This is a genomic window from Parapedobacter luteus, assembly GCF_900168055.1.
GTDB classification, from domain to species: domain Bacteria; phylum Bacteroidota; class Bacteroidia; order Sphingobacteriales; family Sphingobacteriaceae; genus Parapedobacter; species Parapedobacter luteus.
In genome coordinates this window covers 195,178-208,598 of the sequence record NZ_FUYS01000001.1, presented here as the reverse complement: position 1 = coordinate 208,598, position 13,421 = coordinate 195,178, and the positions used below count along the sequence as shown (strand labels likewise).

8 protein-coding genes are annotated in these 13,421 nt (G+C 51.0%); all 8 read right to left on the bottom strand.

The features are described 5' to 3' along the window. Nucleotides 1-37: 37 nt before the first annotated feature. Nucleotides 38-328: a type II toxin-antitoxin system RelE/ParE family toxin gene (locus B5X72_RS00905; RefSeq protein WP_079714922.1), complete on the bottom strand. Its 291-nt coding sequence runs from the start codon at nt 326-328 to the stop codon at nt 38-40. A gap of 7 nt (nt 329-335) precedes the next feature. Then, nucleotides 336-548 (bottom strand): DUF2683 family protein, encoded by a 213-nt coding sequence (locus tag B5X72_RS00900; protein WP_079714921.1) that lies wholly within the window; start codon nt 546-548, stop codon nt 336-338. Nucleotides 549-635: 87 nt separating this feature from the next. After that, a complete protein-coding gene (locus B5X72_RS00895) occupies nt 636-3,701 on the bottom strand; it encodes a beta-L-arabinofuranosidase domain-containing protein (protein ID WP_079714920.1) in 3,066 nt (1,021 codons plus the stop codon). A gap of 491 nt (nt 3,702-4,192) precedes the next feature. Next, nucleotides 4,193-6,043 carry a DUF4859 domain-containing protein gene (locus B5X72_RS00890; protein ID WP_079714919.1) on the bottom strand — a complete coding sequence of 617 codons (1,851 nt, stop codon included), beginning with the start codon at nt 6,041-6,043 and terminating at the stop codon, nt 4,193-4,195. A gap of 109 nt (nt 6,044-6,152) precedes the next feature. After that, nucleotides 6,153-7,541: a DUF4859 domain-containing protein gene (locus B5X72_RS00885; RefSeq protein ID WP_079714918.1), complete on the bottom strand. Its 1,389-nt coding sequence runs from the start codon at nt 7,539-7,541 to the stop codon at nt 6,153-6,155. A 19-nt stretch (nt 7,542-7,560) separates the two neighbouring features. Beyond that, nucleotides 7,561-8,712: a DUF4859 domain-containing protein gene (locus B5X72_RS00880; RefSeq protein WP_079714917.1), complete on the bottom strand. Its 1,152-nt coding sequence runs from the start codon at nt 8,710-8,712 to the stop codon at nt 7,561-7,563. Nucleotides 8,713-8,732: 20 nt separating this feature from the next. Beyond that, the gene (locus B5X72_RS00875; protein WP_176146047.1) at nt 8,733-10,211 is read right to left on the bottom strand and encodes a RagB/SusD family nutrient uptake outer membrane protein; all 1,479 of its coding nucleotides are present in this window, start codon (nt 10,209-10,211) and stop codon (nt 8,733-8,735) included. 11 nt (nt 10,212-10,222) lie between these two features. Then, nucleotides 10,223-13,390: a SusC/RagA family TonB-linked outer membrane protein gene (locus B5X72_RS00870; protein ID WP_176146046.1), complete on the bottom strand. Its 3,168-nt coding sequence runs from the start codon at nt 13,388-13,390 to the stop codon at nt 10,223-10,225. Between the last annotated feature and the right edge of the window lie 31 nt (nt 13,391-13,421).

Sequence of the window (13,421 nt, the reverse complement as noted above, 5' to 3'; positions counted from 1 at the left end):
AAATTGACATGCTTCCACAATCCAATTAAGCTGCCACCTATAGAATCGGTTCCTGCCGATTATCAAAGAAAACGATAATCTGAACCTCATCACCCACGACACAGTACAAAAACGAAATGTTGCGATGCACGATAGCACGCCTTACATGCATATCCTCTTGAATAGTCTGAAAAGCAAATGGGTATTTGGCAACGACACCCAGTACCCGTCGGGTATCTTTCTGAAACTGTTTGGCAGTTTTAACGCCCCAACGTTTCTTCACTTGCTCCAACAAGGCTTCAAAACTGTCTTTCGCTTCTTGGGAGAAGTACAGGTTATAGTCCGCCATTACGGAATTAGGGGTTGCGGGTCAGTATTTCTTCAAACTCGCTAAATGGGATTTTCCGCCCATTGTCCAAGTCTTCGATTCCGCGTTTCATTCCTTTGATGGCATGGTGGGGCAGGGGAGCGGACACCTGCGGCTCAAAGTTGATCTTAAGCGCCTTCAACACAGCCTTCAATGCGGAGAGTTGTTCTTTATTTTCAGGATATACTACGTACGCTTCCATGAAAACAAATATAGCGTATTTCTTTTTTCATTTCAATTTTCACGGCTATTAAATCTTATATTCTTACCTAAATGTTGATCTCAAGACCTATTTCAACGTCACGTCCAAGTACACAGAATGACGTCCGTATGTTTCATAGAACGGTTTAAAAACCACCCCGTCAATCTCAAATTGCAACTGCTGCGGGTCACCTTTGATTGACCTGCTGATATCGTTCGCATCCAGGGTTACCTTACGCCACTCATTTCTTGCTTCAGGTTCCTGGGCAGCCAGCAATATCGGTCCGTAAAACAGGCTGGCGATGTTCTGCTGATCCATGACCGGATCCAGGCGAAATTGAAAAGGCATTTTCAATTCGATGACATCGCCATCTTTCCAGTTGCGGCGTAATGGCAGATAGCTGCCCGGCTTCGCCTCTACCTTTTGTGCTTTACCATTGATCGTCACAAAAAATCCCTTGGTTGCCCAGCTCGGCACACGCACGTGGATGGCAAACTTTCCGCTGCCTTGAATCATCAGCCGCGTATGGTCTTCCCTGGGAAAATCTGTGACCTGTTTCACCGTTATTCCACGCTCCGTCCAATTTAATGTTGAGGGGATGTACAGGTTGACATAAAGCGCCTGATCATCCTTGCTTTTAAAGTAGATGGAATTCTGCAGCTTGGTACTGCTCTCTATTGCGGTGCCGTTGCAGCACGTAAAACCCGTCATGTTCGGGTTGCCGAATCGTTTGATAGACCCCGGCCTGAGCGGCACATGATAGGTATTGGCCGGGCTGTCCTCGGCTACCGAAGCCAGAATATGGTTGTACAGCCCGCGCTCATAATAGTCCATCAACTCCGCCCGCTGATCGAAGAGAAACAGGTTACCGGTCAGTTTCAGCATATTGTAGGTGGCGCAGGTTTCATTTTGCCCTCCCGTAGCAAAGCCGTTTTCGTACAATGTAGCCGGCTGGGCAATAAAACACTCCGCATTGGCGGGGTTGCGTGCACCGGCAACACCACCAATGCTATACATATAATCGTTAACCGCCTTATACCAGAAGTTATCAGCCACTTTGTAATATTCCGGATTATTGGAAACCCGGTACATTTCGATACTTCCCACGATTTGCGGAATATGCTGGTTGGCATGCAATCCGCGGAAGGTATCGACATTTTTAGCGAGCCCATGCGAGCGTTTGGCATCGCCAAAAAACATGTCGATATTGTCAAACAACTGTGCGGTCTTCAGGTAATTCGCCTCCCCTGTGATCCGGTACAGGCGCGCCATTGCCTCATTCATGCCCCCAAATTCACCGGCAATGTATGTATTCCACATTTTTATAAGTGTCTCCGTCGGCAGCTTGCTCAAACGAGCATATACCCAATCGCTCATGCCCTTCGCTATTTCCAGCGCTTTTTCATTGCCACTCACCTCATACACATCCATTAAGCCGGCCAAAATTTTATGCAACGTGTAATAAGGCGCCCAAACCTGATTTTTCTGGCCTCCGTACGTCGCTCCGTTTTCCAGCATGATAAATTGATCCGGGGGATAAGCACTGATGAAACCTTCTCCCCAGTTCCAATAATCCGTACGGATGCCCGTCTCGCTAAGATCGGAATCATAGTCTGACTTTCCCGGGCCTGGCGGTACCGCCGTGGGGTCGGACACAGCGGTACCCCCTGCTTCTTTCGGTCTTCCGGATAATTGGGATAAGTCATATAGGGTATTGACCATATATGCCATTTTTTCGGCGAAATTGGCCTGAAGTGCTTTGTCATATCCCGTACTGGCGTAGGCCTGCGCAATGGCCGTGAGGTAATGTCCCGTGGCATGCCCCCTTAATTTGGTATCCTGGCTGTCCCAAACCCCCAGGGGTTTTGCTCCTTCGGGCTGCGGTTGGCCGAACGCATGGCGGAACATATAAAGAAAGGAGTTCGGATCAGTCTTGGCCAACGTGGTGATAAACTTATCACGATTTTCAATAAATTTAGTTTCGTGCTCATACGTATCGGTTTCCAACGAAACCCGATCCAAATCAAACGCTTCCAGCTTTAGATCCGGTGCAGTTGATTTTTTATCCCCGCTGATGGTAACGAAAGCCCTGGGCTGAAAATCCGTTCCGGGTACGCGCCCCGTAACGGTATAGCGGCCGGCACTCATCACGTCGCTGTTGTCTGTCGGAGCAGGCCACAGCACGCGTACTTTCGGGCCGTTCATCCCGTCCTTGTAAGTTCCCTGTACATAACTCGGCAATCGGGGCAAATGCCCTACTTCCGTCTCCACTTCTACATCGGAGACATCCACCAGATACGCATGATAAAGCTGTGACTGGGACAACAGGAAAGTCGGCAGATCTTCCTCCGGCTTACCCTCGTTTACCGCGCGCCGATTGGCTCCCCGCTGTGAATTGTTATAGATTCTATTAACCTGACTTCCACTTAAGGGAATACGGTAAATACGGAAATCATGTATCATGGCATCAAGATAAGGATCCTCAGGCAGCAGCGATTTTCCGATATAAAGCTGATTCTTCCCGCCAGATTGCGGATCGAATACTGCTGTCAACTCCAGTGGAACCTCCTTGGCTTCGCCCACCGGCATGCCATCAACGTAAGTCATGACAGATTTGGAGGGAACATCAATTACGACGGCAAGATGAATCCACTTATCCGTTTCTATAGCCGGAGAAACCGCCCCCTTGGCATTGTTTCCTTCCGCCGTGACCAGCGCCTGGAAGCCCGCCTGGGCTTTTGTCCCTACAGGGGCTGCAAAGAAATGCTTGGCGGTATCCTTTCCAAAATCAAAAAAACGCTGGCCAGGCTGGGCCGAACGCAGGTATATCCATCCGGATATACTAAGCGACTCCAGGTCGGCCAATGCCTCTTCGGGTATCGCAACAAACGCGCTGCTATCGCCAGTGAGCGACAAGACCTTCCCAAACCGGTTGTCATTGACAAATTTGACGCCAGCGCCTTGAATTTGGGCGTGTAAATTATTCCGGGACCAGTCTTTGGTGTCGCCATCAAACACATAACGGGCAATCATTCCGGTTTCACCAATCCCATCCAATATCTGGTCCCCGTTTTGTGCGTGAGCGGTGTTAACACCCTGAACAAAAACAGCAACGAAAAAGACGGCATACAAGAATACGTTATACATGTTCATTCGAATATTGTTTAAAGGTTGCAGCTTGCGTTACGCTACTATTCTATTTCTTTTTAAAGACAGCCTATGCAGGATTCTCAATAAACCCTGTTAATTAATACATTAAACAAGCGATACACGATGGATAATTCTGTCTAAAACTATAAAGAATCCGTGTTAAGCGATAATTCTATTTTAGTTAATCATAACCTGATATTAGCAAGTATCCAAAAACTGTAACCCGTAATCAAGTTCAGCGCCGGTCGGTGCCCGGTAGCACCCTCACCTGTGCTCCTCCCGTGCTTCTCCCGTGTGATATCCTATAGATATCCAATAATACTTCGGTAAAAAGGCCATTTGACCGTATTTCATCGGATACCTATCGGGATCGTATAGGGAAAAGGGATGGGTAGAAGGAGGTCGGGCAGACAAAATTAGACCGATATTGCAAAAATGCGGCAACAGGCCGGAGCAAAAAAAGGCCGCACCACAAATGATGCGGCCCTGACTGCCTATTGGATGTTCACGTTAAAGACAAAAGTCGCCTGAACGGTTCGCCCCGGCTCGTACTCATATACCAGGGCCTGTCTGATGGTATACGTGGCACCTGCCGTCGTCTGTGCGGGATACTGTCCTATCGTAAACACGAAGGTCGACTCATTAAACTCTGAAAACACACGGGCATCAACACCCCATGGGACGACATCGCCGCTCGCACCAAACCAATGCCCATAACCGTTTGCCGTAGTGGTCGCATTTAAAACGCCTGTCGGTTCTACCGCATGGAAGGTGACCGTTCCACTGGACAGCCGGGCAGCGATATCACTTGGCTGGAGGACAAATGCCAAACCAAGCTGCCCTTGATCTACACTCACGGTTGTCCCCGAATAATTTTGGGCGTCATATGGAAAACTGATATTATAGGTAAAGGTGATATCTTCCGGCTCATCGTCATCATCGAACGTCAAGTATCCGACGACATCTGTATTTGTAACTTTTATCTCGTACGGCCACTGTTCATCATTGGACTCATCTTCGTCCCAAGCATGTGGCGCATACGAGGCAGGAGCCCCGGTTACAACGAAAAACAGCCGCCCAGTTCCGGACGGGACGGTAAACGCTGCCGTCCCACTGGCCGCGCTGTGCATATCCCCATATACGCGGCTACCATTTTCCAGCAATGCAACGTAGCCATACCGCCAGCCGGCACGGGAAGGATCGGCGACGGGGTTGTACCCCGTCTCATTGATCAATCCGGTAAAGGCAATGGACACCTCGGTACCGGCAGCGGGCACCTCCAGCGGGATGACATTGTAGCCCGTGGTGCCGGGCGTCCGATCATAGGTGACACGCAGCGTCCCGTCGCTCAGCATCGTAAATTTATAGGTCAACGCACCAATATGATTTGTACCCAAATCGCGTAATGCCCCAATATCCCACGTAGCAAACTTCGTGGCCATGTCATAGATCTCGTCATTCAGCTGCGCATCGGTGATACCGGTAATGCGTTTATAAGCTTGTATTGGGTCTTCCGGTTGGATAGCCTCCCGCCAAATCCGGCCGACGATGTCCAATCCGTGCTTATCAGCCCAATAGTGGTGAATGAAATAGTTTGCATAACGGTACCACTCGTGGATCTGATGCCGGTGATAGTTTTCGGCGTATACCGAAAAATGATGTGATCCAAAATTCTGGTCGGGATAGCTCTGGTGTGCCTGCCACTGAGCCGTCTGCTCCCAGAAGCCGTTGCCGCCATTGCCGCCAAATCCGTACCGGAAGCCGTGGGCAGCACCCAAATCACAACGTACCTGATATTGGAAACTGTGCCCGATTTCATGCGCGATGGTCGCCCCTACGGGTTGTGCTGTGCCTGGACTGATCCATAGGGCACCGATGACGTCGTCATACCCGCCACCATACGCCATCCACTCGGTGGTGTAGTGCAGGAAAATCATCATTTTATATTGGTCCAGGTTAGACTGGCCGATGCCGCGTTCCGCGAATTTCAGCGTATCAACATTTAAGGCGTAGTACTCTTCAGCCTTCTCCAAGAGGTCGTCAATATCGACACGGTGCGTTGCCGGAACGGCGGCGTCATTCGGGTCATTGGCACCATAGCCAGCCCCCCAGAATACAATGAAGTGGGCCGACTGCCTGCTGCGGTGATAGCTCCAGGTACTGGTGCTGTCTTCGAAATCCATATTGGCAAATTCATTGGGTTTGTATATGGTCAGCGTATCGGTTGTCTCTTCTGCTGTGGGACTTTCCCCGATTAAGTCGCCTTTTTTACAGGAAGCAAAAATAAGCGTCATAAAGACAACTAAAACTGTAAGCCGTAGTTTTAATGCAGGTGCTTTCATCATGTAGGTGGTTAGTTAGTCGTTAGTTAACAAATGATGCGTTGGCACGCCGCATACTACGCGCTAACGCATCATGGGTGGACTTACCTCGGCACGTTCATCTTATCCTTCGTTATTGGATCGTGATGTTAAACACAAAATTCACGCGGACGGCGTCTTCTCCAGCGGGCCTGTAAATCATCGCCTGCCGAACCGTAAACGTATCTCCCGCGAAATTCCTGTCCGGAAACTGACCTATATTAAACACTAAAGCCGATGTATTGAATTCGCTGAATAACCGCGCATCGTCACCCCAGCCAACGGTATTTCCGCTCGCGTCAAACCAATGGCCGGGTGCCGCCGCCGTGCTGTTCGGGTTAAGCGTCCCATCGGGCAATAATCCGTAAAAAGTGATCCGGGTATTCATCAGGCTGGCTATTTCTGTTGCTGAAATACCGAATAGGCCTGCCAGCTCGTCCGGATCCATAGGGACAGCGGTGGCCGCATATCCGGCACCTTCGGGCAGTGTAACGTCCCGCGTGATCGTCGTGGCAGGAAGCCCCCGCCGTACGGTGTTCAACCTGTACCGGACAATATGGGTACCTGGCAGGTAAAACCTGGTGTTTGTCATCGTGTTTATGTTCATGGCGATGCTGTTGTCCAATGCCGGAATCCGGTAATGGGATTCCGGTCCGGACGAGTAATTGGTTGACCCCACACGCGCCACGCTCTTGAGCGGATAAGCCATCCCCTTAAAGAAGGGATACTCGTACACGATGGCCGTATCGGTCAGCTCCTCCGGGAAAAAAGGCGACCAATCGGCAAAACTGGGGAGGGAGGCCCTACGGACCACCTCTCCTTGCTTAGGGTTGAACCGGACACCATCACGGTCTTCCCAGACGTAAATAATCCGGTTCTCAGCAGTTTGCCGGTATTCGGTTGTTACCGAGTAATCCCTCCATTCGGCAGTCGCCGATTCGTCAGACATCGTACTGGTTGAGGCCGACGAGGCGAATACCGAATCCGGCTTTATCGGCAATAACGTAATATCCATTACTTCCGGATAAATTTTTGTTCCCGAAATGTTGGTTACTTTTAAATCCAGCGTATAGGATCCCGGGGGTACGTATTCGGTAGCCGGGGTCAAGGCCACCTTTCCGCCGATTTCATTCACGGTCAAGGCCGGCTCGGTGACTGTCCCAATCTTCGCTTCCAACTGTTCCAGCGTGGTGTCATCGGCACCCACCTGTTCCAGGAAAACGTGATACTCGTGGGGTTGCAGAAAGGCCGTTTCCGCCGCTCCCGTCTCCTTATTGCGGATTTCCAGCAGTTCCACGGTCATCGGTGTGGAGCTCCCGTTAGCAATCAGCGGGGGTGTACTTACCGATGTTCCCTGTGTCACCAGCAATTCAGCAATATTGTACCGGAGATGCTCATTCAGGAATCCAATTTGATCAGGCTTACAGCCCTGCACCACGGCCAGCGTGGCCAGCCCGTAGCGCCATATATGTTTCAAATTCATCTTTATCAGATTAAAACCGTTAGTTAATTGTTATATTGAACACGAACTCCGCCCTGATTTGCTGGTTGTTCCGGTTGGTATATACCATAGCCTGCTTAACGGTGTACGTGTCGCCCGAAGCCAGCCTGTCTGGATACTGGCCAATGCTGAATGTAAAGGTGTCGCCATTGTACTCGGAGAATATACGCGCCTCATCACCCCAAGCCACCACTTTACCGTCCCGGTTGAACCAATGGCCGGGAGCATTCGCCGTGCTGTTGCTATTGAGACTTCCATCCGGCTCAATCGCATAAAAGACAATGGAATTCCCCAGCAAGGTAGACAGATCTTCCGTTTGCAGCCTGAAGACCTCAGCGATATAAGTAGCCGGGGCGACAACAGATGTGCCGACGTAACCGCTTGCCGGGCGGAATGAGACATCGTATGTAAACCGTATACCGTCAGGCAAATCCTCGATAAATGGACCCGTGTCGGTTAGCGATGCAAAATCAAGGAGGAAAGTATGCGTGTTGGCCAGGACGTTCAGCGTTGTCCCCGAAGCGGTTTTAATGCCGGAAGTCTGGCATAGAATGTGTAAATCCGGCACGTCATTGCGGTCTACCCTGACATTACCGTCGGGACCGACTTGGTCGGCCTCCCCTCTTACTCTGACAAAATACAGCAGATAGATATCCTGATACGTCCATTGCCCTTTGGGTTGGAGTATTTTGTGATAGGCGAAGCCTGTAGATCCCGCGGGATTCGCTACATACGTATACGATGTTTCCGCTGTGCCCAGCCAGTGGGAGCCGTCGCTATTGATATAAGCCCGCACCGAGTCGACATGCAGTTCCTGGAGAAACTCTTCAAACGAATACGAGGCATTTTCATTTTCATTCAGCACCGAATCGCGCTTCACTTGGTAATAACGGGACACCGAATAGTCGGATGGCGCCCAAAAGGTCCGTGCATTATTAATTTCGTCCTTGAGGCCAAAATGATCGATCACCATCAGCAGGCTGTCAAACATATGATGCGGATGCGCTGCGAGGTAATCGTATGTATTCAGGCTGACATCAGCTTGGTGCAGCCCCTCATCGGTAAGGTAGGCATCCTTTTCGCACGCGAGAAACCCGAGCAATACGGCAGCACCAACGATTGCCGATTTTATGCGGAAATAAATAACTTTCATAACAATCCGTTCTAATCTGTTTATAAATTGACTGTACCCCAGTAAGGTGTCTGCCGCAGCAATGGATTTTGGTTCAGCAAGCTTGGGTCAAACGGCCAGTAATACTTTCCCCTGTTAAATTGATCCGATGTCATTTTAGCTGATGGAAATTGGAATATGCCGAAGTACTTGTAAAGCCTCACCATGTCATAGTACCTGTGCCCCTCCAAAAACAGTTCGCGGGCACGTTCATCGAAAATGGCTTCAACAAGCGAGCCCGAACCGTCCCATGCGGGCAAGCCGGCCTGCATACGTACTTCATTGAGCAGCTCGCGGGCCGCGGCCCCATCGCCCGTTGCGGCCAGCGCCTCCGCCCGAAGGAGTTTGATATCGGAATAACGGAACACCACGGTGTTGTTTTTGTAAACAGGTACCGCATTGTTGCTTTCATCGCTGAATGTCAGGTTCGCGTATTTGCTGCAAATCACGTAACTGCTATTTATCGTTGTATCAAACATAAACTTCAGCCGCTTGTCATCAGGGTTGTCAAAAAGGTTGCTTATCCGCGCAGGCGGGACGACCAGCACCGGTACCGTCCGACGGTTGTACGGAGACACCAATGTGGCCTCGCCGATACCTGATCGCGTTCCTTCGTTAGCTGTATTCTGGGAGATTTCAAAAATCCCTTCCGAAGAATTTCCCCTAAAGATATTTCGGTATACCAGGCTGTCCCGCGACACATAGTAATAGAGCTGGCTTTGGATCACCGAATCGGCAGCTGCTGCCGCCCCTTCGTATTCACCCATCCATGCGTGCAGGTGGGCCTCCAACGCAAACGCGGCACCTTTGTTGGCCCTCACCGCAAAATCAGCCGACGTCGCATTTTCCCAGGCGAGCAATGCTTTGGCCTTTTCCAGATCGCTTAGGCTTTGAGCCAGCACTTCTTCCGGTCTTGCGGCGGCATGGTTTTCGGCATGCAGCGGCGCAACCGCTTCGGTAACAAGCGGCACCCCACCCCATATACGGCCCATGTAGAAATACGTGAAGGCTCGTATAAAGTAAGCTTCGCCAAGTAGGAAATCACGGCGGGCCTGGCTGTCAAAGACGGCAACGTCCATTTTCTGGAGGTTTTCAATAATGCGATTGGCATGGTCTACCACACGGTAAAACCTATCGTACCGACGCAGCTGGTACATCGCGTGGTTCACATCAGACGGCGCGACATACAGGTTCCACTGGCCATTCAGGATCTGCCCGAACGGAGTGACGTTGGCCGCGCTGATTTCATCGGAAGGCAGGTCTCCATATGCATAAAAAGACAGCCCATCCGCCCGGTTGAAGGCCGCCCGGATCAATGCGTACCCCCCCGCCACCGCTGCATCCACGTCGCCTTGTGTTGTCCAAAAATTTTCATCCGTCAAGGCACTTTTGGGTTCCAGATCTAGAAAGTCCGAACAGGAAGAAACCAACAATACCATCATATTCAGCAGTGCCATACTGCACAATTTAAATGCTTTCATTACGTTTTCCATTAAAGATTAAAATCTATACCGAATGTCCACTTTTTCGGAATCGGGTAGCCGTTACCCGTTGAATACCCGTTGGGCTCCACCGCTTCCGGATCGGGCACGGTAGACCAGGAAAATATGGCGATATTGTCTAACACGGCGTACAGCCGCAGCGATCGCATTCCCAGCCGCTTTGCAACGTTCGTTGGCACGTTATAACCCAGCCGCACGTTTTTTATCCGGATAAAACTCGCATTTTCAACAAACGTGCTGTTGGCAATATGCCAGTTATCCACCGTGTTGCGAAACAGGGAGGGGAATCGGGCATTATCTCCGGGCTGCATCCAAAAATCCGTCAACTGAAAATCGCCCGATATGGCAGAATTGGTACCCCAGGTACTGTACAGCGTGGCGGAGCCGGCGTCTTGCAATCGGTCAGAAAGATAACCATTCCATAGCGTGCGTCCGAAAACGAACGTCGTCAATGCCGAAAGTGACCAATTTTTATAGGAAAACGTATGCGTCATACCGCCGACGATGTCAGGGTTGGGGTCGCCCATGTCTACTTTATCATTATCGTCAATAACGTAATCGCCGTTCATGTCGAGCCGCCTCGGATCACCGGCCTGATACTGGGTGCCCGTAGTGGACCCATGCCTGATGCGATCTCCCGTCAGTGGGTTCACAGGCACATCCCCATCCGTGGAGTAAACGCCATCCACTTTCCAAACTTTGAACGGAAATAAAGGTTGCCCCACGTTCAGCGCCCGTTCCATCCAAGCTGGGCCCACTTTGATTTCCCGGCCCCCATCAGGCAGTTTGGTGACAAAATTCCGGTTATAGGAGATATTAAAATTGGTACTCCATTGGAATGCGGAATGGGGCGACATGTTCCGTGAGTTGACGGTCAGCTCCACACCCGAGTTACGGATATCGATGTAATTGTTCTCGATGGTGGCGTATCCGGAAGTCAGGGGCATCTGCAGTCCATATACGAGATTGGTTGAATTCCGCACATAAAAATCGGCATTTACTTCAATACGGTCATTTAACATATTGAGGTCGACTCCGATATTCATTTGCGGAGAGCTTTCCCATTTGATGGTAGACGATGTGGCCGCGGCGCCGTAGTTTGCGTACGCCACCCGGGTACCGTTATACGTCGTTTGGTTTGGGACTGCCGGGAGCCCCAGCTGTCCCTGCTGCCATCCGTCTACACCGTTGTCCAACACAGAACCGGTATAGGTACCATCATAAGTAAGCATGGTGTAATGCGCGTATTCCGACCCCGGGTCACGCCCGGTAATACCGTAACTGCCCCTGATTTTCAGGAAGGTAATAAAGTCGCCGAGGTCTTTGAAGAAATCTTCCTCGCTGACTGCCCAACCCGCTGAGATCGACGGGAATATCCCCCAACGGTTGTCGGCACTGTACCGGGATGATGCGTCCATACGGTAACTGGCTGATATCAGGTAACGGTTTTTATAGTCATAGCCGAACCTGCCGAAAACGGACATCCTTGCGCGCTCGGCAATCAATGACCGCCCGTAGAGATTTGATCCGGATCCGATGCCCGAAATCGTTTTGATGGCTTCGTTATTTAAACTCCTGCCCAGCAACTGGCTATTGTTGGACACATTCTTCTCCATCCCGTAACCGAGTACCCCGCTCACCGTGTGCCCGCTGTCAAAGGTCTTGGCATAATTCAGGTAACTCTCCCACTCCCACCGCCGGTTTTGGTTTACCCAGTTCTGCGCCGTATTGTAATTGCCTGTCAGCAAAACCGGACGGTATAAATCGCGGGTATTGTTGTTAATATTAAAAGAAAACTGGCTCCGCAGCGAAAGTTCGGGCACAAACAATTTTTTGACGGTACCGGCCACATTACCATTTATACTGGTCGAACGGTCGTCATCCAGCAGCCCGTCATAGCGCCCCGTATAAATCTGCCTGTCCAGCTCCCCTATTTCCCAAAAAGACGACGGGAAACCCCAGGTGGTAAACGGATACTTCTGATCGTCACCCGACCCGTGTTTGGCTTTTGTAAAACCCGCAAAGATATTCGTTTCAAACTGCAGGTTTTCCAAGGGATTCACCTGCAGCAAAAGCCGGGGGGTAAGGCTTTGGTTTGCGAATCCCATCATCACCCCCTCCTCATAATAATGCTGGGCGGATATACGGTACAGGAATTTCTCCATCGATGCCCCGATGCTCACGTTGACGTTGGTAATGGGGGCCGACTGCAAAAACAGTCCCTGCCAGTCCGTGGCATTATTAAATGAAGGATTTAAGCTGTCCGTAAGCATCTGGTGGATCTGACCGGTATAAAACCAATCGTACTGGCCGCCGCCATACAGCAACGACATTTTCATCCGCCTGTCGGCCGCGCCCACCATAATCGGCTTCATCGCCGGCCTGCTGGACACGCCACCGTATGCAGACACCCGTACTTCCGGAACCCCCAAGGGCGGCCGTTTGGTTTTTATAATAATCACACCGTTAGCCGCCCGGGCACCGTAGATTGACGCGGCGGACGCATCCTTGAGAATGTCCACAGATTCAATGTCGTTCGGGTTAATCGCCTGCAGTGGACTGGCGTTCCCGTAAGCGGCCTGGATATCGCCCACATCATAAATAATATTATCGATGACGTAGAGCGGCGCCTGCAACTGGTTATCCGCAAGGCCAAGGTTACTCGATCCCCGAATATTGACCACGTTGTTGGTGCCCGGCTCGCCCGACGTGGTCAATACCGTAAGACCGGCCACACGGCCCTGAAGCATCTGGTCAAAGGTTGCGTATGGCGTGTTTTCGAAATCGCGCCCGCTGACGCTTGAAACGGCTCCTGTCATCTTGCGCCGCTGCATATTCTGGTAGCCGACCACGACGACCTCATCCAAACTGGACGCGTCCTCTTCCAGGATGATATCGACGCTTGAAGAACCCGAGGATACGCTGCGCTCCAACGGATGGAATCCAACGTACGAAAAGACCAGGGTACTTCCCGGCCCGCGGACGGTAATGGTATACCGCCCGTTATCAGCCGTCACGACCGTATTCGGGCTTCCTTTTTCCTTGACGGTGACCCCAGCCAACAGCGTACCCCGTTGATCTTTCACCACGCCCGAGACAGTCACATTCTGCGCATAAACCCGCGCCCCGCACAGGTAACAGCACAACATGAATAGCATGCATGGAATCCTAGTTAAATGCAGCCTTTTC

What these genes read in the sequence shown, in the direction of transcription:
- B5X72_RS00905 (WP_079714922.1), bottom strand. Translation starts at nt 328, where the DNA reads ATGGCGGACTATAACCTGTACTTCTCCCAAGAAGCGAAAGACAGTTTT.
- B5X72_RS00900 (WP_079714921.1), bottom strand. Translation starts at nt 548, where the DNA reads ATGGAAGCGTACGTAGTATATCCTGAAAATAAAGAACAACTCTCCGCA.
- B5X72_RS00895 (WP_079714920.1), bottom strand. Translation starts at nt 3,701, where the DNA reads ATGAACATGTATAACGTATTCTTGTATGCCGTCTTTTTCGTTGCTGTT.
- B5X72_RS00890 (WP_079714919.1), bottom strand. Translation starts at nt 6,043, where the DNA reads ATGATGAAAGCACCTGCATTAAAACTACGGCTTACAGTTTTAGTTGTC.
- B5X72_RS00885 (WP_079714918.1), bottom strand. Translation starts at nt 7,541, where the DNA reads ATGAATTTGAAACATATATGGCGCTACGGGCTGGCCACGCTGGCCGTG.
- B5X72_RS00880 (WP_079714917.1), bottom strand. Translation starts at nt 8,712, where the DNA reads ATGAAAGTTATTTATTTCCGCATAAAATCGGCAATCGTTGGTGCTGCC.
- B5X72_RS00875 (WP_176146047.1), bottom strand. Translation starts at nt 10,211, where the DNA reads ATGAAAGCATTTAAATTGTGCAGTATGGCACTGCTGAATATGATGGTA.
- B5X72_RS00870 (WP_176146046.1), bottom strand. Translation starts at nt 13,390, where the DNA reads ATGCTATTCATGTTGTGCTGTTACCTGTGCGGGGCGCGGGTTTATGCG.